Source organism: Clostridium sp. OF09-36 (genome assembly GCF_003481985.1).
Lineage (GTDB): Bacteria > Bacillota > Clostridia > Lachnospirales > Lachnospiraceae > Brotaphodocola.
Genome location: NZ_QUMD01000003.1, coordinates 65746 through 88719, shown reverse-complemented (window position 1 = coordinate 88719; position 22974 = coordinate 65746). Strand labels below are relative to the sequence as shown.

The 22974-nt window shown below is 50.9% G+C and carries 18 protein-coding genes and 3 pseudogenes; 6 read left to right on the top strand and 15 right to left on the bottom strand.

Going from position 1 to position 22974, the window contains the following annotated elements; translation table 11 throughout:
* Nucleotides 1-3 precede the first annotated feature (3 nt).
* The 5 genes and pseudogenes from glgB to DXA97_RS03705 all read left to right on the top strand — a co-directional run bounded on the left by glgB (nucleotide 4) and on the right by DXA97_RS03705 (nucleotide 6106).
* Nucleotides 4-1921 (top strand): annotated as a pseudogene (glgB, locus tag DXA97_RS03725) (1,4-alpha-glucan branching protein GlgB).
* Nucleotides 1922-2162: 241 nt separating this feature from the next.
* Nucleotides 2163-2915 (top strand): aminoglycoside phosphotransferase family protein, encoded by a 753-nt coding sequence (locus DXA97_RS03720; protein ID WP_118718611.1) that lies wholly within the window; start codon nucleotides 2163-2165, stop codon nucleotides 2913-2915.
* A 178-nt stretch (nucleotides 2916-3093) separates the two neighbouring features.
* Nucleotides 3094-3788: pseudogene (locus DXA97_RS03715) on the top strand (response regulator transcription factor).
* Between the two features lie 9 nt (nucleotides 3789-3797).
* Nucleotides 3798-4868 (top strand): hypothetical protein, encoded by a 1071-nt coding sequence (locus DXA97_RS03710; protein WP_118718610.1) that lies wholly within the window; start codon nucleotides 3798-3800, stop codon nucleotides 4866-4868.
* A gap of 56 nt (nucleotides 4869-4924) precedes the next feature.
* A complete protein-coding gene (locus tag DXA97_RS03705) occupies nucleotides 4925-6106 on the top strand; it encodes a sensor histidine kinase (RefSeq protein WP_118718609.1) in 1182 nt (393 codons plus the stop codon).
* 74 nt (nucleotides 6107-6180) lie between these two features.
* Here the strand turns inward: DXA97_RS03705 and DXA97_RS03700 are convergent, their stop codons facing one another.
* The 14 genes and pseudogenes from DXA97_RS03700 to DXA97_RS03640 all read right to left on the bottom strand — a co-directional run bounded on the left by DXA97_RS03700 (nucleotide 6181) and on the right by DXA97_RS03640 (nucleotide 20285).
* Nucleotides 6181-7890 (bottom strand): carbon starvation CstA family protein, encoded by a 1710-nt coding sequence (locus DXA97_RS03700; protein WP_118718608.1) that lies wholly within the window; start codon nucleotides 7888-7890, stop codon nucleotides 6181-6183.
* A gap of 692 nt (nucleotides 7891-8582) precedes the next feature.
* On the bottom strand, nucleotides 8583-9227 hold the full coding sequence (locus DXA97_RS21870) for an NlpC/P60 family protein (RefSeq protein ID WP_347561453.1): 645 nt from the start codon (nucleotides 9225-9227) through the stop codon (nucleotides 8583-8585).
* The gene (locus tag DXA97_RS21865; protein WP_347561442.1) at nucleotides 9221-10225 is read right to left on the bottom strand and encodes a peptidoglycan-binding protein; all 1005 of its coding nucleotides are present in this window, start codon (nucleotides 10223-10225) and stop codon (nucleotides 9221-9223) included. The genes DXA97_RS21870 and DXA97_RS21865 overlap by 7 nt, the downstream gene beginning before the upstream one ends.
* Before the next feature lie 112 nt (nucleotides 10226-10337).
* The gene (locus tag DXA97_RS03690; protein WP_118718607.1) at nucleotides 10338-10955 is read right to left on the bottom strand and encodes a V-type ATP synthase subunit D; all 618 of its coding nucleotides are present in this window, start codon (nucleotides 10953-10955) and stop codon (nucleotides 10338-10340) included.
* 12 nt (nucleotides 10956-10967) lie between these two features.
* Complete coding sequence (locus tag DXA97_RS03685; protein WP_118718606.1) at nucleotides 10968-12443, bottom strand: V-type ATP synthase subunit B; 1476 nt, start codon at nucleotides 12441-12443, stop codon at nucleotides 10968-10970.
* 12 nt (nucleotides 12444-12455) lie between these two features.
* A pseudogene (locus DXA97_RS03680) lies at nucleotides 12456-14220 on the bottom strand (V-type ATP synthase subunit A).
* Nucleotides 14213-14818: a V-type ATP synthase subunit E gene (locus tag DXA97_RS03675; RefSeq protein ID WP_118543129.1), complete on the bottom strand. Its 606-nt coding sequence runs from the start codon at nucleotides 14816-14818 to the stop codon at nucleotides 14213-14215. The pseudogene DXA97_RS03680 and the gene DXA97_RS03675 overlap by 8 nt, the downstream one beginning before the upstream one ends.
* A gap of 22 nt (nucleotides 14819-14840) precedes the next feature.
* Nucleotides 14841-15149, bottom strand: coding sequence for a V-type ATP synthase subunit F (locus tag DXA97_RS03670; RefSeq protein ID WP_118543128.1), 309 nt, complete (start codon nucleotides 15147-15149; stop codon nucleotides 14841-14843).
* 1 nt (nucleotide 15150) lies between these two features.
* Complete coding sequence (locus tag DXA97_RS03665; protein WP_118718605.1) at nucleotides 15151-15582, bottom strand: ATP synthase subunit C; 432 nt, start codon at nucleotides 15580-15582, stop codon at nucleotides 15151-15153.
* 122 nt (nucleotides 15583-15704) lie between these two features.
* A complete protein-coding gene (locus DXA97_RS03660; RefSeq protein WP_118718717.1) occupies nucleotides 15705-17639 on the bottom strand; it encodes a V-type ATPase 116kDa subunit family protein in 1935 nt (644 codons plus the stop codon).
* 99 nt (nucleotides 17640-17738) lie between these two features.
* On the bottom strand, nucleotides 17739-18782 hold the full coding sequence (locus DXA97_RS03655) for a V-type ATPase subunit (RefSeq protein ID WP_118718604.1): 1044 nt from the start codon (nucleotides 18780-18782) through the stop codon (nucleotides 17739-17741).
* A gap of 4 nt (nucleotides 18783-18786) precedes the next feature.
* Nucleotides 18787-19098, bottom strand: coding sequence for an ATPase (locus DXA97_RS03650; RefSeq protein WP_118718603.1), 312 nt, complete (start codon nucleotides 19096-19098; stop codon nucleotides 18787-18789).
* Nucleotides 19099-19323: 225 nt separating this feature from the next.
* Nucleotides 19324-19647, bottom strand: a complete 324-nt coding sequence (locus DXA97_RS03645) for an SH3 domain-containing protein (RefSeq protein WP_118718602.1) — start codon at nucleotides 19645-19647, stop codon at nucleotides 19324-19326.
* A gap of 14 nt (nucleotides 19648-19661) precedes the next feature.
* Nucleotides 19662-20285, bottom strand: coding sequence for a DUF4145 domain-containing protein (locus tag DXA97_RS03640; protein WP_118718601.1), 624 nt, complete (start codon nucleotides 20283-20285; stop codon nucleotides 19662-19664).
* A 227-nt stretch (nucleotides 20286-20512) separates the two neighbouring features.
* Between DXA97_RS03640 and DXA97_RS03635 the strand changes: the two genes are divergently transcribed.
* Nucleotides 20513-21508: a 3'-5' exonuclease gene (locus tag DXA97_RS03635; protein WP_118718600.1), complete on the top strand. Its 996-nt coding sequence runs from the start codon at nucleotides 20513-20515 to the stop codon at nucleotides 21506-21508.
* Between the two features lie 48 nt (nucleotides 21509-21556).
* On the opposite strand, the gene DXA97_RS03630 is transcribed toward DXA97_RS03635, so the two are convergent.
* Nucleotides 21557-22969, bottom strand: coding sequence for a D-alanyl-D-alanine carboxypeptidase (locus tag DXA97_RS03630; protein WP_279221128.1), 1413 nt, complete (start codon nucleotides 22967-22969; stop codon nucleotides 21557-21559).
* Nucleotides 22970-22974 lie beyond the last annotated feature (5 nt).

The window sequence follows — 22974 nt, the reverse complement described above, 5'->3', positions numbered from 1 at the left end:
CTTATGGCAGTCAGAGATAAGAAAAAGCAGACGGAAACTGGCTTTATCACCGCCGGTGACCGTTATCTCTTCGGAGAAGGCACCCATTATGAGATCTATAACAAGCTCGGTGCGCACCCGAAAACCTATGAGGGGAAGGACGGCTATTATTTTGCGGTCTGGGCTCCTCATGCCGCATCCGTCAGTGTTGTAGGCGACTTCAACAACTGGGATCCGGATGCCTGCCCAATGCAGGTACTGGAACCTCCGGTATTTACGAACGTTTCATTCCTGGCATCAAGCCGGGAGAGCTTTATAAATTTGCCATCACGACCCAGACCGGCAAAGTCATCTTCAAGGCCGATCCTTTTGCCCAGTACGCAGAATACCGGCCTGGTACGGCTTCCATCACCGCCTTTCACGACTTTTTCCGCTGGAGCGATGCTTCCTGGATACAGAAACGGGAAAGCACCAATCCGCGTGAAGCGGCCATGAGCATTTATGAGGTGCATCTGGCTCCTGGAAAAAGAAAAACCGCCCGGAAAAAGATGGTTACTATACCTATAAAGAGGCAGCCGCAGAGCTCGCCGCTTACGTCAAAGATATGGGCTACACCCATGTGGAGCTTATGGGTATTGCCGAACATCCTTACGATGGCTCCTGGGGTTATCAGGTAACCGGCTATTATGCCCCGACCTCCCGTTACGGCACGCCGGAGGAGTTTAAATACTTCGTAAACTACATGCACAAAAAAGGCATCGGCGTCATTCTGGACTGGGTTCCAGCACACTTCCCGCGGGATGCACACGGCCTTGCAGATTTCGACGGGCAGGCCCTCTTTGAGTACCCGGACCCGCGAAAAGGCGAGCATCCGGACTGGGGCACCAAGGTTTTCAACTATGAAAAGCACGAGGTTTCCAACTTCCTGATCGCCAACGCACTCTACTGGATCGAGCAGTTTCATGTAGACGGCCTGCGTGTCGATGCGGTTGCGTCCATGCTCTATCTGGACTACGGCCGCAAGGACGGCGAGTGGGTTGCCAACCAGTACGGCGGCAACCAGAACCTGGAAGCCATTGAATTTTTTCGCCATTTAAACAGCATTGTCGTGCAGCGCGGTCACGGTGCCATGGTCATTGCTGAGGAATCCACCGCATGGCCTCTTGTCACCCACGATCCGAAGGAAGGCGGACTGGGCTTTACCTTCAAGTGGAACATGGGCTGGATGCACGATTTCCTGGAGTATATGAAGCTGGACCCGTACTTCCGCAAATTCAACCACCACAAGATGACCTTCGGTCTTACCTACTTTAACAGCGAAAACTTTATCCTGGTACTCTCCCACGATGAAGTCGTTCACTTAAAATGCTCCATGATCAACAAGATGCCTGGTCTCTTCGGGGATAAATTCGCAAACCTGAAAGCCGGTTACACTTTCATGCTGGGTCATCCGGGCAAAAAGCTTCTGTTCATGGGACAGGATTTCGGCCAGCTCCACGAGTGGGACGAAAAGGTCAGCCTGGACTGGCATCTGACCGAGGAAGACCTGCACAGCAACCTGCAGCATTACGTGCGTGACCTGTTACATATTTATCAGAAATATCCGGCACTTTATGAAGCCGACGATGACTGGGACGGCTTCTCCTGGATCAATGCCAACGATGGTGACCGCAGCATCTACAGCTTCGTTCGCTATGCGAGAAACCATAAAAAGAGCCTGCTGTTCGTATGCAACTTTACTCCGGTAGCCCGTCCGGATTACCGGGTCGGTGTTCCGAAACGCGGCAATTATACACTGATCCTGGATAATGAGCACGGTGCCTACAAAACAGGCGAAAAAGCTCCTGTTTTCAAGGCCGTCAAATCCGAATGCGATGGACAGCCATATTCCGTATCCCTGCCGCTTCCGGCATACGGAACTGCGATTCTCCGCTTCTCCTGAGACGCTGCTTTGGCAAACGGCTTCTTTCAGCACCAGACAGCTCCTGTGCAGAAGAAATAATACGTCTAATATTTCGTTAAATAATTATCAAAAAGTTGGTGACATTCTTCCAGCTTTGTAGTAAAATAGGAACCGACGTAATTGTGAAAATGCAGTAACCGTTACGTACAGCCTACCTGGTGATCCGGTTATCAACCTGTCGGCAAGCATCAGCATCATAAATAAGGAAGGAGAGTTTCGTATGGCAAGAGAGTTAATATCCAAAAACGCGACCAAAAGTGTCTATCGCGATGGCGATAAAGCGGTAAAAGTGTTCTGCAAGGGCTTCCCAAAAGCAGAGGTTTTAAACGAAGCTTTGATCAACGCACGTGTTGAAGCCATTGGCGGCATCAACATCCCGTCCATCCAGGCAGTTTCTGTCGAGGAAGACGGCTGCTGGTCCATTACCAGGGACTACATCGAAGGTAAGACACTCAAAGAGCTTATGGCGGAGAACCCGGATAAGCGCGACGAATATCTGAATCAGATGGTTGAACTGCAGCTGATGATTCATTCCAAGACCTGTCCATTACTGAACAAGTTAAAAGACAAAATGGCGCGGCAGATCTCTGAGATGGAAGAATTAGATCCCGTCAACCGTTACGATCTTCTCACCCGCCTTGACAGCACTCCAAAACACGCCAAACTGTGCCACGGAGACTTCCAGCCGGACAACATCATCGTAAAAGAAGACGGCACCATGTATGTGGTTGACTGGGTTCACGCAGCCCAGGGCAATGCCAGCGCAGATGTAGCCAGAACCTATCTTCTGTTCTGCCTGACCGATCAGGCAGCAGCGGAAAAGTACATGGATCTCTTCTGTGAAAAGACCGGTACCGCCAAACGCTATGTCCAGCAGTGGCTGCCTCTGGTAGCTGCGGCACAGCTCACGAAAAAACGTCCGGAAGAGAAGGAACTGCTTCAAAGCTGGCTGAATGTATGTGATTACCAGTAGGAAAATCTTATTACGTTCTGTGCAATCTTACAGAAATCGTAATAAAAAGAAGAGGGTCTTGCCGATTGCGGTAAGACCCTTTTTGATATATACTAAAAGTAACGCTGCCGCCATTTCCAGAAACCCGGCGGCAAAAAACGGATGCAGCTGACTGCATTCCACATCAAAGGAGGACTCCATGCAGACCATTTTAGTATGTGACGACGATAAAGAGATCGTCGACGCGATAGATATTTACTTAACCGGGGAAGGATTCCGTATCTTAAAAGCCTACGATGCTACGATGCCTTAAAAATTTTAGAGACCGAACACGCTGATCTGATGATCATCGATGTCATGATGCCGGGGCTGGACGGCATCCGCACCACCTTAAAGGTGCGTGAGACCAGCAGCATTCCCATCATCATCCTCTCTGCAAAATCCGAGGATTCCGACAAGATCCTTGGCTTAAATATTGGTGCAGACGATTACCTCTCCAAGCCGTTCAACCCGCTAGAGCTGGTAGCCCGAGTCAAATCCCAGCTGCGCCGCTACACCCAGCTTGGCAACATGAACCAGGGCAGCAATGAAAACGTCTACAAATGCGGCGGTCTCACCATCAACGATGACACCAAGGAAGTATTTGTCGATGATGAACCCATCAAACTGACTCCGATCGAGTACAACATCCTTCTGCTGCTGACCAAAAATGCCGGCAAGGTTTTCTCGATCGACGAAATCTACAAGCAGATCTGGAACGAGGAAGCCATTGGCGCAGACAACACCGTTGCTGTACATATCCGCCATATCCGCGAAAAGATCGAGATCAATCCGCGGGAGCCGCGCTACTTAAAGGTAGTCTGGGGTGTCGGCTACAAGATTGAGAAACAGTAGGAGCCGCCCATGAGACTAAAAGATTATTCCATGCGGATTAAAAAAAATATTGCGGTATTCCTGCACATTTTGTTTTTACTCATGACGGTGCTTTCCATCAGCGTCATGTATTTAAACACCAGTATCGGCTCCGGCGTTTCCTGGATCTTAGACCGCCGCTACGATGACTCCGATGCCTTCCGTGAACAGTTTCAGGAAGACCTGGACCATGTGTTTAAATATGTTGCCTACCGGGATGTCTTCGAAACCGACGGCAATCTGGACCTATCCAAGGAAATGTTTGCCGTCAGCCGCGACAACGGCCCGGAGATCACCTATACCCTAGAGGAGGTCCTGCGTTACGCAAAAAGCCAGGGCTTTTATTTAAACGACCAGTTTGAAGTAGTCAACGACCTTTTTATCTACGATGACGCTTCCACCGCAAAGGACCAGGTGGTATACTGGCGCGCCTACGACCCGGATGCTACATTAAAGGAGCCCGGCGATGCCTTTTCTTCCCTTCTGGATCTTTCCAAGGAGGTATTAAACTGTTTAAGCGAATACTACATCGTAAACTACCGGCTGTTATCCAATCCCTCAAACTTTCTTTTCCGGATCACCTATCAGGATGATGAAACCGTAGTTTCCGAATATTCCAATGCCGGGGATCTGACCGATGCCCAGTTAAGATCCATGGGACGCTACTGCTCCGTCGACAGCAGCTCCATCCTGATCGACAGCAATTTAGATGAGCTGCCCAAAAACGTCGTATCCCAGCTGGAGCAGCTGAATGTAAACGATGCTGACCGCTATCATATGACGGTTGCCGTAAACACCCATTACGATTCCGATGACATCTACGCCAGACAGGCGGCCGATTACCGCCATCTGCGCGGACGTTTTATGGAAGCCATGTTTTGTCTGGCTCTTGGCATCATTGGCTGCCTGGTCACCTTATACTACCTGATCCTGGTATCCGGCTACCGCACAGAAGACCGCACAAACCCGTATCTGCACGGTTTTGATATGATCACCACCGAAAGCGGCATTCTCCTGACTGCAGTCAGCACCATGTTCATGCTGTTTCTTGCAGAAAGATAGGCTACCCGCTGATCCATCTGGTAGCCGCAGACGCAGCCTGGAGCTTTTCCGAGCGCATGCTGCGTGCCGTGATCATTTACGGCTGCTGTATGACTGGCGCATTCAGCATGCTGCGGCGTTACAAAAGCCGCCAGCTCTGGACCAACAGTATGCTTCATCATGTGCAGGAAAACCTCAATCTGTACTTTGCGGATCGGACTTATTCCCGAAGACTTTCCTGCCTGTTTCTGGCCTTTATCGCCGCACAGCTTCTCGGAACCGGCATTCTGTTTGTGTGCATCTATTTCCGCGCCCACACAGCTGCCCAGGTCATCGGCATCCTCAGCTTTCTTCTGCTGGTCATTCTGGATTACCAGACCTTCCACCGGCTGTTTTTACAGTCCCGCCAGGAAGACCAGATCGCAGATGCGATTGAAAAAATCGCCGGTGGCGATACCAGCTACCAGATGAATCTGGCCGGGCTCGACGGAAAAGAGCTAAAGATCGGCAATATGATTAACAGCATCGGAACCGGACTGGAGCGTGCCCTTCAGGAGCAGGTCAAGAGCGAACGCTTAAAAGCTGACCTGATCACGAATGTCTCCCACGACATCAAGACACCGCTTACTTCCATTATCAACTATGTCGACCTGCTAAAGCGGGAACAGATTCCGGGAGAACGTGCCCAGGAATACTTAAAAGTCCTGGATCAGAAGTCCCAGCGTCTTAAAAACCTGACCGAAGACCTGGTCGAAGCCTCCAAGGCAAGCTCTGGCAACGTCAAGCTGGAGATGACAACCCTGGACATCGTAGAGATGATCTGGCAGACCAACGGCGAGTTCGAGGAGAAGTTTGCCACCCGCAATCTGGAACTGGTTTCCACACTTCCGGAAAGCAGCATCCTCATCGAGGCAGACGGCCGCCATCTGTGGCGTGTCCTCGAAAATGTTTACAACAACGCATTCAAATACGCCATGGAGCACACCCGCGTCTACACCGATCTGGAGCAGAAAGACGATAAGGTTTACTTCACCATTAAGAACATTTCTGCAAACCCGTTAAACGTGCAGGGTGAAGAACTCACCGAACGTTTCGTCCGCGGCGATGTCTCCCGCACCACCGAGGGAAGCGGCCTTGGCCTTTCCATCGCCCAGAGCCTGACAAAGCTTCAGGGCGGAACCTTTGAGATCCTGATCGACGGGGATCTGTTCAAAGTGCGCGTGGGATTCCCGGTAAAAAAAGCAGAACAGCCAGCATAATCTGTCTGATTCACGAAAAGACGCAGGCCACATTTTTGTGACCTGCGTCTTTGTTGTCTTTCAAATTCTATTTTCTACGCGTTTTTCACCTGCACATTTTTCACGCCTTTTTTCTGAAACAGCTCTTTCCCGGATGTATACACAATGATCACACCCAGAACCATCAGTAAGATCGCAATGATCAGCTGCAAGCCTTCCACCATAAAGACTGCGGTTCCTGCGCCGAACGCCTGAACCAGTGCAACGGTTCTCTCGACCAGGGCAGTAAAGGTTACGCACAGCATGATGATGAGTGGCGGGAACAATGTCTTGTTTTCTCTTCCGGTTACCTTTAAGAATACACATAAAGTAATCAATACCAGGGCACTTAACAGCTGGTTTGCACTGCCAAACAGCGGCCAGATGTTGGAGTAACCGATCTTGGTTAAGATAAAGCCGCAGGCCAGGGTTACCACAGTTGAGAAGTACTTGTTGCATAACAGCTTTCTCCAGCTCTCTGCATGCTCCATATCGTCAACGGAGAACAGCTCCTGGAAGGACATACGCCCGATACGAGCTACGGAATCCAGACTGGTCAATGCCAGTGCGGAAACGCACATGGTCATAAAGCACTGTGCTACATATACCGGGATGCCAAACATTTCCAGGAATCCTGCAACACCGGCGGAGAAGATCTGGAACGGGGTTCCGGTTGCTGCGGTACCATCTGCTGCAGCTGCCGCACCGGCAACACACAGAGCCAGGACAGCCAGCAGGCTCTCCAATACCATGGCGCCATAGCCAACCTTCAGCATATCTTTCTCATTGGAGATCGTCTTGGAAGAGGTTCCTGAGGAAACCAGGCTGTGGAATCCGGAAACCGCGCCGCATGCAACCGTTACAAACAGGATCGGGAACATATCTCCCATCTTGGCATTCTTAAATCCGGTGTAAGCCGGAAGGTTCATGGTCGGGTGTGCAACCACCAGGCCAACTACGGCACCGACGATCATACCAGCAAACATAAAGGTTGTCATGAAATCACGCGGCTGCATCAGAAGCCACATCGGCATAACGGCTGCCAGGAAGATATAGGCAAAGGTCAGATAAGACCAGGTGTCCTTACCGGCAACCAGCGGGAATGCCATGCCGACTGCAAAAGCAGCAACGGTACATGCCAGTCCGGCCAGCGTTTCTTTCCAGCCTATCAGGTGAAGATGCTTCTGCATCAGACCAAATACCATAGCGAACACGATGAACATCAGGGAAATGGAACCTGCTGCACCATTCGTCTGTGCTGCCGGAGATAAAGAAGTGACTCCATCGGTTACGGTGTAAGCATTGAATGTGCCCGCAACCATATCAGCAAAAGCAGCGGTAACGATCAGGGTAAACAGCCAACAGAACAAAAGGAACAGCTTCCGTCCGGTCTTGCCGATGTATTTCTCGATCAGAAGTCCCATGGACTTACCTTCATTCTTTACGCTTGCATACAGGGCGCCAAAATCGGTTACCGCACCAAAGAAGATGCCTCCAAGGATGACCCACAGAAGAACCGGAACCCAGCCAAATGCTGCTGCCTGAATGGCACCGGTGACAGGGCCTGCACCTGCAATAGAAGAAAACTGATGCGCAAAAACGGTCCAGCCATCAGTCGGCACGTAATCCTGTCCATCCTCTAAAGCAACGGCCGGGGTCTTCGCCTTCGGATCGATACCCCATTTATTTGCAAGCCAGCGGCCATAAAATGTGTATCCACAGAAGAGACACACAGCTGCGATTAAAACGATAACAAGTGTATTCATAATTGTTCTCTCCTCTCAAAACTATGCAACGCGGGAAATCAGCAAACAGACCGCGGATGAATCTCTGATGTGCGACGCAGCCACAGAAGCAGCCACCTGCAGTTTTCCTGTAAATGTATCGCAACAAAAAAGCCTCCGTCTCCCCGCAGAACTTTTTCTGCAGGAAGACGAAGGCATAGTTACCACAATATTACCGGATGCGCTCCGCGTTACCACTTCCCTTGCTGACATACTGCCAGCCACTCTGACCATATCCTTCCGTCTCTCAGTCCGGAGGAATACGCGCCCGGTTAACGGTGGGTTTCCGTCCCGTCTTACTTTCGCTTAACGTCCGGTATCACCGGAGCGTTGCTGCTCATGTGTTGCACAAAGCATAACACACAAACTATGTTTGCATTTCAGACAAGCTGCTTGCAGGGGATAACCTCTTTGCCCCGCTGCTTCCTCACACCGGCCGGAAGCTCTCTGAAAACGGTTCTGGCAAAAAAGCCTTGTCCTGTTCGTCGCATTTGTTTGTTTCAATCCTCAGTCAGTATTTCCGTAGAGACTGATGGAATGTCAACTCTTTGAATAACTGCCATTATAGTCCCATTTTTTGATTTGTCAATTATTTTTTCCAAAAGTTTTTTATTTGGAACAATACAAAAGCCAGAAACCCATTTCCTGATTTCTGGCTTTTCGATCCTGTTATTTTAGAAGATTCTCCATCCACAGATGAAGTTATTTGCCCACCAGGAGCTTAAGGAACGGTGTACCACCTTACCGTTACCGGAGGAAGCATCGATTACGGTTCCGCCGCCTGCCACGATTCCGACATGGCCGCTTACTACGATGATGTCTCCGGCACGCAGACTTGAGAAGCTGCTGATTCTGGTATATCTTCCGGCATTTCTCCAGCCAGAGGAAGTCATGTAGCTCTGGCGCACACCTACCTGGTTTAAGCACCAGTATACGAAACCAGAGCAGTCAAACGAGTTCGGTCCCTTAGAGCCCCATACATACGGGCAGCCAAGCTTGGAGCTTGCCACTGCGATCAGGGCACTTGCACCGCCGCTGGCTCCGCCGGTATTCGGAACCGAAGTACTTCCGGAGCTTCCCTTCTTACTTCCGCCACTGGTCGTATTGTTTTTGCTGTTGTTCTTGCTGGTGCTGGTCTTCGGCTGTGCCGGTGCCTTCTTGGCATCCCCTGCAGTCAGCTTTGCCATAGTCATGATGCCGACCGTACCATCTGCACTCAGTCCGTTGGTGCGCTGGAACAGCTTGACTGCATTCTCCGTCACCTCACCGTAATAGCCAGTTACATTTGCAGATTTTAAGTAGCCTAACTTGCTTAACAGGTTCTGGACACGCTGGATATTATCGCCGCTATCACCCAGCTTAAGCCGTTCGGAACCGCATCCGAGCTGTTCAATGCGACACGGGTTGCCGGTCCAAGGTAACCATCCACAACCTGGTCATTCCGGGACTGAAACTGTTTTACCGCAATGATCGTATCGTTTCCGTAGCTGCCGTCCGGCTCTGTGGTCATATAGCCCAGCTCTTTTAAGCGCTTCTGCGCCGCCAGGACCAGATCACTCTTCTCGCCGTATGCCAGCATGTTTGCCTTCACATCTTCACTGTACAGAAGGTTCATGGTCTTTCTGCCGACTTTACCATCCTGGTCCAGACCATTGACACTCTGCATCTTCATGACCGCTTCTTCGGTCGCGTCACCAAAGCTGCCGGTCACCTGACTGTCGCTTGCCAGATAGCCCAGCTCATACAGACGGCTCTGGATCCGGGTGATATCGGTACCCTCATCGCCCTTCTGCGCCGCATAATACTTGGCATCCGGGGAAAGGATCGCCTCCAGGGTATCCGGGCCGATGATGCCGTCCTGCGCCAGCTGGTTCTGACGCTGGTAGATCTTGACCGCACTCTGGGTTACCTCACCATAATAATCGGTCGGCTCATCGTTATCCATAAAGCCTAAATCCATCAGGCGCTGCTGCAGCTTTAAAACGATCGGATGCTTCTCACCGATACGCAGGTAATCTGGGATCGGCTCGCTATACTCCGCATCCACACCCTCTACAGACGGAAGCAGCGGACCGTCCGGTGAAAGTGCCATGACCGTTTCATCTGCCGCGGTCTGCGGCAAGGTCTCTTCCATAAGAACCAGGTTTTCCTCGGTGGTCTCACTCTCTGCCTGGTTTGCTGTCTGGGCCGCACTACAGCCCGCCAGAAGACCAGCAGTCAGAAGCGCCGCGCCAAAACACTGCACGCTTCTTTTCCAGTTTCTTTTTGTATTTCCAGTTGTCAAAATTCCGACCTCACTTCCTGTGGTAAATGTCAAAGGGGTTCCCCAGTTTGAGACCCCAGTTGACCTATATTTTATCACAGTTCACAATTTCTGTGAAGTGTCTGCCAGAAAAACAGCCTGAAGAATAAGTTTCATAGGATATCATTTACCCTGTCTTTGTTCTTTTGATCACCTTCAGCCTCGTGAACTCCTCACGGTCCTTCTCCTCCAGCGCATTGCCGATGGTCGTAACCAGACTCTGGTACGTCGGTATGGTGATGTTCTTTAAGGCATTCGCCCGTTTCTGGGTCTTGCGGATGCTGGACGCCAGCCGGTAAGCGGAATTTTCCACCATGGAAAGCTTTACCGTCAGCTCCTTCACTTTCTCAAAATGCATCCGCGCCTCGTCGAGCGCCGGACTGGTGCTTGCGAAGGCATAGCCCGGTGTCAGCGGCACCGGCTCATGCTGTACCAGTGGAATCTCCGTTCCCATGATACTCCTTGTCTTGATCCTGATGGTATCGTCCACCGGAATCGTCGCAGCGATATCCTGGATAAAACCAATACCAAGCTCAATATTGGCTTTCTGAAGTGCCTTGTAGGCTTCCGTGAATGTGGTATCGATCTCTGCCTGAATGTCCTTTGCCTGGTCGATCAGGCCCATCAGTTCCCGAAGAAGGATGTTCCTCTTTTTATCCATCAGCTCGTAACCCTGGCTCGCCAGGGCAAGGGAATTCTTCGCTAAAATCAAATTGCCCTTGGTAGGAAAGGTATTCGGATTCATACAGATTCCCCCTTACTGCCGCGCTGCTTCGACCTGGGCTGGTGTCACGACCGTACCAGCCACCGCGCTCTTTTCTGTTTCCACAGCCACCAGATCCCCGTTCTCATCCAGCTTCATCGGCCGGTAATACTGATCCAGGATCTTCGTATCGATCCGGTCGAGCTCCGCTTTTGGCAAAAGTCCGAGAAGCTGCCAGCCAATGTTCAAGGTGGTTATGATATTCCGGTTATCATGGGGATCCTGTCCGACAAAGCGGTGCTCAAACTCCCGGCCAAAGACCAGATATTTTTTATCCAGCGGGGACAGCTCATCTTCGCCGATGACGGATGCCAGCGCCCTCGCATCGCCCACCTTGGCATAGCAGGAAAACAGCTGGTTTGCCACTGCCTGGTGATCCGCACGGGTGTAGCCTTCGCCGATGCCGTCCTTCATCAGACGAGACAGGCTCGGCAGCACGTTGATCGGCGGGTAAACCGACTGACCGTTTAACTCCCGGTCCAGAACGATCTGACCTTCCGTAATGTAACCGGTCAGGTCCGGGATCGGGTGGGTGATGTCATCGTTCGGCATGGTCAGGATCGGGATCTGGGTCACGGATCCGTTCACACCCTTTACAATTCCGGCGCGCTCATAAAGCGCTGCCAGTTCGCTGTACAGATAACCCGGGAAGCCTTTTCGGGACGGGATTTCGCCCTTGGAAGAGGACACCTCACGCATCGCCTCCGCAAACGAAGTCATATCCGTCAAAATAACCAGGATGTGCATGTTCTTCTCAAACGCCAGATATTCCGCTAAAGTCAGCGCACATTTCGGCGTGATCAGACGCTCAACCACCGGGTCGTTTGCCAGGTTCATAAACATTGCAACATGGGAAGAAACGCCGCTCTCCTCAAATGTCCGGCGGAAAAATTCTGCCACATCGTGCTTCACGCCCATGGCCGCAAAGACGATCGCAAACTGCTCGTCGGAATCATCGCCCAGCGATGCCTGCTGCACGATCTGCGCCGCCAGCTGGTCATGCGGAAGTCCATTGCCGGAAAAGATTGGCAGCTTCTGACCGCGGATCAGGGTCATCAGGCCGTCAATCGCAGAAATTCCGGTACGGATGTAGTTTCGCGGATACTCACGGGTCACCGGGTTTAACGGTTTTCCGTTGACGTCCAGCATCTTTTCCGGCAAAATCTCGCCCAGTCCGTCAATCGGGACGCCAATTCCATTCATGATACGGCCCAGCATTTCCTCCGAAACGCCAAGCTCCATCGGGTGACCGGTCAGGCGGGTATGGACATTTTTCAGTCCCATGCCTTCGGTTCCCTCAAAGACCTGGATCACCGCCTTGTCTTCGTATACTTCAATGATACGGCCCAACTTCCGTTTGTTCCCGTCGACCGTCATCTCCACGATCTCGTCGTAAGCCGCACCGGAAACACCCTCCAGCACTACCATGGGGCCGTTGATCGCACTCAAACCTAAATATTCAATTGCCATATCACAGCCCTCCTATGCATTCCGCTCGATGACGCCGTCATAAAAGGCGTCAATCTTCTTTTTATAGTCATCCAGCATTGCCAGATTATCGTTCGGCACATCGTACTTGATGGCAATGACCTGGTCAAAGATCGGATCTTCTTTTAATACTGACATCGGCATGCCCATCGAGATCAGCGAACGGGACTTCCGGTACAGGTACAGAATGATCTCCATCATCTTAAACTGCTTCTCCATCGGGACGCAGGTATCGTCCTTGTGGAAGGCGTTCTGCTGCAGAAAGCCACGCGGATCACCTTGGCGATCTCCAGGATTAGCTTCTGGTCGTCCGGCAGGACATCGCCGCCGATCAGCTTCACGATCTCCATCAGGCTGCTCTCCTGGGACAGCAGATAGACGATCTGGTTGCGGTAGTCCACAAACTTCTTATCGACATGCTCCGTGTACCACGGACCAAGGTCGTTTAAGTACTCGGAATAACTGGTCAGCCAGGAAATGGCGGGGAAATGTCTCGCATACGCCAGGCTCTTATCCAGTCCCCAGAAGCAGCGCACGAAACGCTTGGTATTCTGCGTTACCGGCTCGGAGAAATCACCGCCCTGCGGCGATACCGCACCGATGATGGTCACGCTTCCCTCGGTTCCGTTTAAATTCTGCATCATACCGGCACGCTCATAAAAGGCAGACAGCTTCGATGCCAGATAAGCCGGGAAGCCTTCCTCCGCCGGCATCTCCTCCAGACGTCCGGAAAGCTCACGCAGCGCCTCTGCCCAACGGGAGGTAGAATCCGCCATGATCGCAACATGGTAGCCCATATCCCGGTAATACTCCGCCAGTGTCAGACCCGAATACAGGCTCGCCTCACGGGCTGCCACCGGCATGTTGGACGTGTTCGCGATCAGGGTAGTGCGGTCCATCAGCGGATTTCCGGTCTTTGGGTCGATCAGCTCGGAGAATTCTTCCAGAACCTGCGTCATCTCGTTTCCGCGCTCGCCGCAGCCAATGTAAATGATGATGTTTGCGTCCGACCACTTTGCGATCTGATGCTGGGTCATGGTCTTTCCGGTACCAAATCCGCCCGGAATTGCCGCCGTACCGCCCTTTGCCAGCGGAAACAGCGTATCCAGGATACGCTGGCCGGTCACAAGCGGCTGGGTTGCCGGAAAACGCTTTGCCGTCGGTCTTGCCACACGGATCGGCCATTTCTGGGTCATCGTCAGCTTTTCTTCAGTGCCGTCAAAATGCTGGATCGTTACCAGAGGATCGTTGATCGTGTATTCTCCGTCTTCCACCACATCCAGCACATAGCCTTCCTTATCCGGCGGCACCATGACCTTATGAATGATTGCCGGAGTCTCCGGCACCTCCGCAAGGATCGTGCCCCCGTATACCCGATCACCTTTTTCACGGTGATGTGGGTCTTCCATTTCTTTTCGGTATCCAGTGCGCTGACATTCACGCCGCGACTGATGTACGCGCCGCCACTTTTCGCAATCTCACTTAATGGTCGCTCGATTCCATCAAAAATATTGGTCAGGATGCCCGGTGCCAGGGTAACGGACACCGGCGCACCGGTTCCGGTTACCAGCTCACCCGGCCGGATCCCGGCTGTCTCCTCGTAAACCTGGATAATGGTATCCCCGGCTTTTAAGCCGATGACTTCGCCCACCAGATTTTCATGGCCTACATAGACCATCTCATTCATGGTAAAGCCCGCGTCCCCTTTCACATGGACGATCGGGCCGTTGATCCCGCAGATCACACCCGTCTTAGACATCTCCATTTCCTCCTTCTGTCAGGCTTAAGTCGAAGTGGAACTTCTCCCTGGCTTCCTCCAGCTTCGTCTGGAAGGAATTATCAATGAGGATATGGCGCGACGGGATTACCGCCCGGGTTCCTCCGGTGAAAGAATACTCGCTGATGCGGAATTCCGCGTTTCCATTGTGAAGCGCAAGGCGGTTTACTTTATCCTCATCGACCGGATCCAGATAAATGATCACCGGATCCTGCCCCGCAAACTCTACCGCATGTTTCACCTGGCGCTCCAAAAGCTTCTGGTAGTCCTGCGTCTCCAGGTAATGCGCCAGCATATCCTTTAACTCCACAAACAGCTTGTCTTTTAATTCTTCCTGTTTCTGCCCCAGCATCCGGCGGATATCGATCTGCCCTACCGCCAGCTGTTTGTTGATCTCCCGCTCGATCTTCTCCGTTTCCTGCTGCAGCTGCAGCTTCTCACGTCTGCGGGTATCGGCTTTATGTTCCTCAAATGTCTTTTCCAGTGCGGACATATATTCATCCAGCATCCGTCCGCTGCGAACCCTGGCATCTTCCATGCAGGTGTCCAGAAAATGCTGTAATTTTTCCTCGGTGGTCACATTGGTCACCTTCCTTTTTGCATTATAATTTCAGCCCGATCGCTTCGTTGACGTAGGCCGTGATAAAGTCCGGCTTGCGGCCGGTTCCATGACGGTCCGGAATCTCTACAAACAGTGGCTGGCGATAGTTTAACTTTACCTCATTGACCAGTTCCGGGAAATCCCGCCCGAATTTTTCTGTCAGCAGTACGATTCCGATCGTCTTGTCGGCCAGGACCTTATCCAGTTCTGCCTTCAATTCCTCTTTTTCGTGCACCACCGCACCTTCCACACCGGCGAGCCGCATGCCGGTCCAGGTGTCGATGTTGTCACTGATCAGATACATCTTCATCTTACAGGGTACCAAGGATCATAAAGGAAATGATCAGTCCGTACAGGCAGACACCTTCGGCAAGACCAACGAAGATGAGGGATTTACCAAGAATGGAGCCGTCCTCACTGATCGCTCCCAGTGCGGCAGATGCTGCTGCGGATACGGCAATACCGCCGCCGATGCAGCTCATACCGGTGGAAAGTGCTGCTGCCAGATAGCCCCAGCCTGCTGCACTGTTGACTGCCTTGGCAGTTTCTTCTGCCGCAAATGCATGACCGGTAAACATGAGTCCCGCAGCCACACCAATGGTTGCCATAAACAGAAATACATTTACGCCGATGGCGGTCTTATAACGTCCTCTCGTTTTCTCTCCTGCTGCAAACGCGCCAAACGGAACTGCAATGCTGAGGATTAATGCTGCTGCCAGTGTGATTTTTGCTAATAAAGTCATGATCTGATTCTCCTTTTTTATTGTGAATATCTTTTGTTGTTTTGTCTGTTGTCTGCTGCCCAGGCTGCCCGGGCTTCCAGCCCTTTTCCAGTACTACCAGCCCAGATATGTTAGAGTTTCCGCTAATTCTGTCTTCCGTACGGCTTAAACTCCCGCCCGGTTCCCCGGTAGAAACGGCTGAACAGCTCATAATATTCCAGACGGAGCACCTGGATGCCAACGATCAGTCCTTCCATGCCGCACACGAACAGGTTGCCAAGGACGACCACAAGCCAGTTCGGCGTTCCCGCCTCGGCACCGGCTAACATCAGGACCACTTCCATCATCGCCGCATGGCTGACCGCAAACGCGCCCACACGGACAAACGAAAGAGTGTTGGAAAAATAGCTTAAGCATACTTCAAACAATTCAAACACGCCCTGCACGAAAAACATGCCCTTTTCCTCCGGCATGATCTTCGCGTGCTTCTCGGCCAGCGCCGTAAGTGGCTCCTTAAAGAAGATCACCAGAAGCGGCAGGACAAACATCACGATCAGCACAGCCGTAGCCGGAAGCGTATGTCCGCTCATATACAGAATGATCGTGACAGCCAGTGCACCGTAGAATACGATGCCTGCAATGCCATTGGTATCGAAAAATGCCTTTTCTGTGTCATGGCTTCTCAGGCTGTTGATGACGTTCAAAACCATCGTCATCAGAACAATTCCCATGCCCATGGCAATCGCTACGATAAACACGGTATTTAAATTTCCAACAAACGGAAGGTTCGTCATCGCTGTCTTCGGATGCAGCCACAACGGCTGTATGATATTTTCAAATCCAAAGACACTGCCGAATAAAAATCCAAATATGGTCGAGAAGAAACCGCAGCAGGAAATGATCGCCGCCAGATTCATCTTCTTTGCCCGGTACAACAGGTAACCGCCAAGCATCAGGCACAGGCCCTGTCCCACATCGCCAAACATAAATCCAAATAAGAACGAGTAAGTCAGACCGAGAATGACCGTCGGGTCGATTTCCTCATACGATGGAAGTCCGTACATGCGTATGAACATCTCAAACGGCTTGAACAGTTTCGGATTCTTTAACTTGGTCGGCGGCTTACTCATGATGTTTCCATGATCTTCCTCCACGAAGCAGAAGGTCTTATCATCCTCTTCCAGTTCCTTGCGGAAAGCCTTCGCATCTGTCTCGCTCATCCAGCCGCACAAAATATAAAAGGTGTGGTCCTTATCCTTTGTGCAGGCGGCAAGGCGGCGCACATCGAAATTTCTGGAATAGGTTTCCAGCTTCCGGCAAGCGGCTCTAAGGCTGTCTGCCTGTGCAGCCAGCACCTTCTGAAACTGCTCATCGATCCCGCGGATCTCTTCATAGACTCCGGAAAGCTGATGCTCCAGTTCATGGGTCGCATCCACCGGGGTTCCCTCATACTCGTCCGGCAGGAAAAACCGTTCAAAATGTAGCGATGCGTAAATTGCATCGATCTTATCGCAGAGCGGCTCCGGCACAAAATACACCAGCCACACATACTCTGCATCTTCCTGACATTTGTGCACCACCGTATCGATGGTATCGTACACATAATCCATGAATTTGTTGTAATATTCATGCGTCATGCGTCCAAACCGGAATTTGATATATTGAAAATGTAAAATGTCCTTCAGGTCATAATTCAGATCCGTAAACGGGATCACCCGGTCCATGGACTGCTCCATGTCCGATGCCTGCTTCTCCAGTGCTTCCTTCTTTGTCCGAAGTGACTTTAACTGCTCATCCAGGCTATGAATCGTGTTAACGGCATCTTCTACGGAAAGTTTTTGTGTCACATTTGTCCCGGTTCCGGCCGTTCCATCAATCTCCTTCATCAGCGTTTCTGCTGTCTGCAGCTCCGCTTTGTAAGGATTGATCTCCAGATACGGCCTAAGGCTTGCCACCGTCTTAAGCTCCGACAGGGCGTTTTCCAGCTGGATCTCATATTTTGAGAGATACTGCTCCACCACCCGGTCAATATCATCCTTCGGACCTGTGATACTCAAAAACTTCATTTTTTCTATCACAAGTAATTCCTCCTGTCTGCAGCGTTCTGCTCCGTTTTCGGTCGCAATTTCCAAATACTCCCTCCGAAATTGCACCCCAAAGCTTCCCACTGCGTTCCTTTATTGTTTTGCTATCAGCCCCATGATCTCCGGCGCGGAAATTCCATACCGGATTCCCTCTAACGCCGTGACGATCTTTCGCATCTCCTGTTCCTTAAAATACAGATACGAATCCAGCACCGCCGGAGAATGCGGATAGCGGCGCCCGGTCTTGCCATAAATCTGGTCTAAAATCTGTTTTGATAAAAGCTGGACATCCGGCATCTGGCCGGTCTGCTCTGTCTCCAGTTTTCCATACGGAGTTTCCTTTAATACGGCAAAAAACTTCGCATCATCCTCCGCCTCGACTAACTGCTTTACCGTCTCTGCACGCAGCCGGTAATGGACCGGGATCAGTAAGGCGTAAATCTGCGCCGGGGAAAGCCGGTAAAAGCTCCGCGCCCGGAAGATCCACTGGATATTTAAAATATCCAGGCGGCTTCCATAGCATGCATCCAGGATTTTCCGCTCCGCTTTGCTCAAAATCTTGGTCCGTGCTTTCCAGAGAGACTGAAAATAAAACAGATCCAGCTGCAGCTCACAGTCAAACAGACTGGTCTGTCCCTTATCAAGCAGCTGCCTTAACAGATCCCCGTATGCGCTCTTCCCCAGTGCATCGGTAAACTCTGCAAGATTTTTTGCCTTACAAAGTGCTTCGAGATCCAGATTGGAATGCTTCTCAAAAAAATCCTGGAACACCGACAGATCCGGCTGTCCTTCCCTTCCGCCCAGCATATGCCGCAGAAGCTTCTTGATCACTTCCACCTCATAATGCCGGAAGTAAAGATCCAGGAATTTCCGCTGCTTCACACTGGAAAAGCGGTAAAGCTTAGTAAAATCGCGGTACTCCGACTGGGTCAGGATCTGTTCAATATACCCCCGGTGCAGCTTCGTATCGTCCAGACCGGCAAACACTTCCGCATACGCTGGCTGCTGTTTCAGATAATCTGCCGCGCTGCGGACATCCTCCTGCTCTGCCAGCTGGCGAAACTCTTCTGCCGTCAGCAAACGGCTTTCCATTGCCCGCACCTTTGTCGTTATCCCGCTGTAGGCCAAAAGCCCCATACGATCACTCCCTTATTAGTTCCTGAAACAGCTTCTTCACATACGTTTCATGATGAAGCTCATAATTTTTTTCCATCCGCACAAGCTGCGCCTCAGCCTGTGCCTTCTGCTTAGACAATTCAGACTTCATCCGGCTTTCCATCTCCTGACGAAGATCCTGCACCTTTTTTTCTGTCTCGGCATCTGCTGTCTGGTCGAACTGCCGTGTTTTTTCTTCCATCTCAGCCGCAAACGCTTTCTTACGTGCAGCGGCATCATCCATGACGGTCACAGCAGCTTTTTCAATCTCCGATATCCTCTTGATCACGGTATCCATCTTGCTCCTCCTTGTCTTTTTGATTGCACTCATACTCAATATATAAGTATCCATTCTATAGGTATTTTATTATATCTGTCATAAGCGCTCTGCTAACATCATACTCTTTTGCCCCAAAAACTCCATAGTGAAAATGAAAGAATAACATTTTTTTAACGATGTTTTTTTGTCAAAGTGCCGAAATCGCATTGCAAGGCTGTAGAAATCATGTTGTTAAATATATGGTTACTCTTCCTGCAGATACCGGCTTGCCACATACGCCTCCTGCCCGTTGTAGAGGATCACGGCCCAGTCAGCATCGTGGGCGCGCACATATTCCACGGTCACGCCCGCATTCAGCTGACCGATCCGCTCCGAAGAGGTACTTGGCTCCGGACGGACATTCAAAACATCCGTAGTACGGTAAACCGGTCCTGTGCTTTCCGTCTCTTTTGGCGCAGCTTCCGTTGTTTCCATGGTTTCCACAGCAGTCGGACCTTCGGTTTCCTTTGTCTGGCGTTCCGGCTTCACAACCTTCACGACCAGAAGCAAAAGGACGATACAGAGCACCGGTACCAGAAGCTTCAGCAGATTATAAAGCGAAAAGGAAGCATTCCGGCCTCCCGAACGTCTTCGGCTCCGGGAAGATTCAGCGCTGCTGCTTCGTGTTCCTGCATAAGTTCTGCCTGCGGCAGCTGCGTTTCCTTTGCCGTTTCGTGCTGTTCCAGAAGAATTCCCCGTATTTGCGCGGCCAGTACCCGCCGTACCCTTTCGTGTAGTGCAGTATAAGACTGGCTGGAAGATTTCTGCGTCACTACCGGTCTTGTGAGCGTTTTTCCTCCTTTTCTTGCCTTGCGGTATTCATCTGCGAACGTGTACATTTCCTGAGAAAGCATGTGGTACGCCTGATTCGCGCTGTAGGCATTTGCATCGCCCTCATGAGCTGCTTTGTTGCCGATCATCCGGATCTTATGATAGTTCTCACACGTGGTCTTGGAGATCCAACGGTTTTCATAAAGCGCATCGATCATGTTTTTTAAATCGCTCTCGTCCAGGATGCCTGCCTGATCTGCCAGATTTTTTACCATAAATTCCAGAGTCTGACGTGCTTTCATCATAGAAGCATTGTACTCTCTCTGAACAATCAGCCGTTCTGTATCGTTCACGCCCTGCTGGATCTTCTCCCAGCTGCTGTTTCCACCTGCCATAAAGAATCCCTCCTTTGTACACCGTTATTTTTCGTTCCTGTGCACGCATACGTGCCCGGCACCATAACATAATATTTACTACAATTATACTATATCCGGCAAAATTGCGCACGCAAAAAAGCATTGTTTTTCGTATTGTAAGGAAACTGTAAGTTCCTGCAAGACGCAAACAGCAGCAAATTCCCGCCCTAGGCAAACTGCAACGGGTATGCTATAATAATTCCATTATGAAGAACTACATTGTATTTGACTTAGAATGGAATCAGAGCGCAAATGGAAAAGAAAAATCCATTCCGCATTTCCCCTTTGAAATTATCGAAATCGGGGCTGTAAAACTGAATGAAGCATTTCAGATGACTGACGAATTCCACCGGCTCATCCGCCCGCAGGTCTACACACAGATGCATCACGCAATCTCCGAAGTGACCCATATGAATATGAAGGAATTGCAAAAAGATGGCAATCTGTTTCCGGATGCCGCTGCGGAGTTTCTTTCCTGGTGTGGGGAGGATGCCGTATTCTGTACCTGGGGAAACATGGATCTGTTAGAACTGCAGCGGAATATGGATTTTTACCACATGGAAAATCCTTTTCCGAAACCACTTTTTTATTATGACGTACAAAAGCTTTACGGGCTTTTCTGCCGCGACAATGCAAGAATTTCCCTGGACTCTGCCGTAGAAGAACAACAGCTTATGGAAGCGCGTCCCTTTCACCGGGCCTTAGACGACGCTTACTACACGGGGAAACTGCTCACCATGCTTGGAAACACGCCAGGACCAGAGACAATTCTGCCATTTTTGTCCGTCGATTATTACCGCCTTCCTTCTAATAGGAAAGAAGAAATCCGCATAACCTTTCCCGGCTACTCCAAATATGTTTCCCGGGTCTTTGACACCAAAGAAGATGCCATGGCAAGCAAGAACGTCACCGAGATGATGTGCTACCGCTGCGGCCGTATGCTGCGCAAAAAAGTCCGCTGGTTTACACCAAACCAGAAAACCTATTTTGCCCTGGCGCTCTGTCCGGAACATGGATTCCTCAAAGGCAAGATCCGCATGAAAAAAGTAGAGGACGAATCGGTATTCGTAGTAAAAACCTTAAAGCTGACGGACGAAGAAGGCGCACAGGCGATCCTGCAGCGAAAAGAAGATGTCCGCAAAAAACGTGCAGAACGAAACCGTGCAAAACGAAAACAAAAACGCACAAAAAAACTTCCGTGATCTATTCTCAGATTACGGAAGTTTTTTATTGCAGACCATGAAACCGGTTTAATAATACTTCTTCGGATCGTCCAGAAATGATTTATGTTTTTTCGGTCTGTGTTTTTCTTTCGTCTGCTTTAACGCGGAATCGGAACGTTTCTGCTGAAGCATCATGTCAAATTCCGAGGTCGTCATGCCAATATCCTGCAGACGCTGCTTGCGGCGCTCATAGCGCGCGGAGCGCTCTTCCTCTTCCCGTTTCTCGATCCGGTATTTTGCCGTGAGGAGTCCGGAACCAATGATCGCAGCCACCGCAGCTGCTCCAACAATGATCCAGAATGCCGGAGGAATATTCAGATGGAACCCTGTCTTGCGCTTTCCAAAAGGACTTTGCTTTTCTTCGGCTTCGGAAGATGCCAGCGGATCCGTTTCGGCAAGTGCAAGCGGATCCTGATCAAAAGAAGTCTCTGCCTCCAATCCGCTTTCCGTCTGTGCACTCTGACGGCTTCCTGCTCCCACAGATGCATTGCTTTCCTCTGCCAATCCGGTTTCTGTTTCCGCATTCGTTTCTACCTGAACGCTTGCAACGGCCTGTTCTGTTTCCTCCGCGGTCTCCTTGTGCAGCAGATAACTTGCCCCAATCTGACGGTCATTATACTGATAGGAAATGCGGGCCACCGCTGCAGACGGGGCAGACTCCGGCAGATCATAACTGATCGAAGACTGGGCTTCCGAAATATCTGCCGTTTTCGGCAGTGTCACATAGCATTCTTTCTGCATATGCAGCACAGACAAGTCCGCCGCCGGAAGTCCGGCAATGGTCATGTCATTTGAGACTGAGGAATACGTGCTGTCCGCATCCGCAATGTTCACTGACTGAAAATTAGCAAATCCAAACTCCAACAGGGCTTTGGTATCACTGTAATGCGTCTGATGACCATTTAAGATCACCGTGATCAGCTTCATTCCATTTTTTTCCGCACACGTTACCAATGTATTTCCGGCCAGCGTGGTATAACCGGTTTTGCCGCCGATCACGCCTGCATAATACTGCGGCGCATTTTTCTTTAACATACGATGTCCCGGATACACCCGGAATCCGTCCGGATTGTGTCTGGTCGGCGGCAGATCGTAATAAAGACTGGAATCAATGGTGACAAACGTCTCATTCTGAAAAGCGGCCTGCGCGATCAGCGCCATGTCATAAGCTGAGGTATAGTGCTGCGGGTCGTTCAGTCCGCTCGGATTGTTAAAATGACTCTCCTGACATCCCAGTTCCTTTGCCTTGGCATTCATCAAAACTGCAAAATTTTTGATAGAACCGGCAGTATGCTCTGCCAGTGCGTTGGCAACCTCATTCGCCGATTTCAGCAGCATGGCATACAGACAATCCCGCACCGTCATCTTGTCGCCTACGTCCATTCCCGCACTGCTGCTTCCCTGCTCCACACTGTAGATCGCATCATGGGAAAAGGTCACTACAT

What these genes read in the sequence shown, in the direction of transcription:
- DXA97_RS03640 (WP_118718601.1), bottom strand. Translation starts at nt 20,285, where the DNA reads ATGGCAGGTGGAAACAGCAGCTGGGAGAAGATCCAGCAGGGCGTGAAC.
- DXA97_RS03650 (WP_118718603.1), bottom strand. Translation starts at nt 19,098, where the DNA reads ATGGATACCGTGATCAAGAGGATATCGGAGATTGAAAAAGCTGCTGTG.
- DXA97_RS03700 (WP_118718608.1), bottom strand. Translation starts at nt 7,890, where the DNA reads ATGAATACACTTGTTATCGTTTTAATCGCAGCTGTGTGTCTCTTCTGT.
- DXA97_RS03670 (WP_118543128.1), bottom strand. Translation starts at nt 15,149, where the DNA reads ATGAAGATGTATCTGATCAGTGACAACATCGACACCTGGACCGGCATG.
- DXA97_RS03685 (WP_118718606.1), bottom strand. Translation starts at nt 12,443, where the DNA reads ATGGCAATTGAATATTTAGGTTTGAGTGCGATCAACGGCCCCATGGTA.
- DXA97_RS03690 (WP_118718607.1), bottom strand. Translation starts at nt 10,955, where the DNA reads ATGAATCCGAATACCTTTCCTACCAAGGGCAATTTGATTTTAGCGAAG.
- DXA97_RS03720 (WP_118718611.1), top strand. Translation starts at nt 2,163, where the DNA reads ATGGCAAGAGAGTTAATATCCAAAAACGCGACCAAAAGTGTCTATCGC.
- DXA97_RS03705 (WP_118718609.1), top strand. Translation starts at nt 4,925, where the DNA reads ATGCTGCGTGCCGTGATCATTTACGGCTGCTGTATGACTGGCGCATTC.
- DXA97_RS03710 (WP_118718610.1), top strand. Translation starts at nt 3,798, where the DNA reads ATGAGACTAAAAGATTATTCCATGCGGATTAAAAAAAATATTGCGGTA.
- DXA97_RS03655 (WP_118718604.1), bottom strand. Translation starts at nt 18,782, where the DNA reads ATGGGGCTTTTGGCCTACAGCGGGATAACGACAAAGGTGCGGGCAATG.
- DXA97_RS03665 (WP_118718605.1), bottom strand. Translation starts at nt 15,582, where the DNA reads ATGACTTTATTAGCAAAAATCACACTGGCAGCAGCATTAATCCTCAGC.
- DXA97_RS03635 (WP_118718600.1), top strand. Translation starts at nt 20,513, where the DNA reads ATGAAGAACTACATTGTATTTGACTTAGAATGGAATCAGAGCGCAAAT.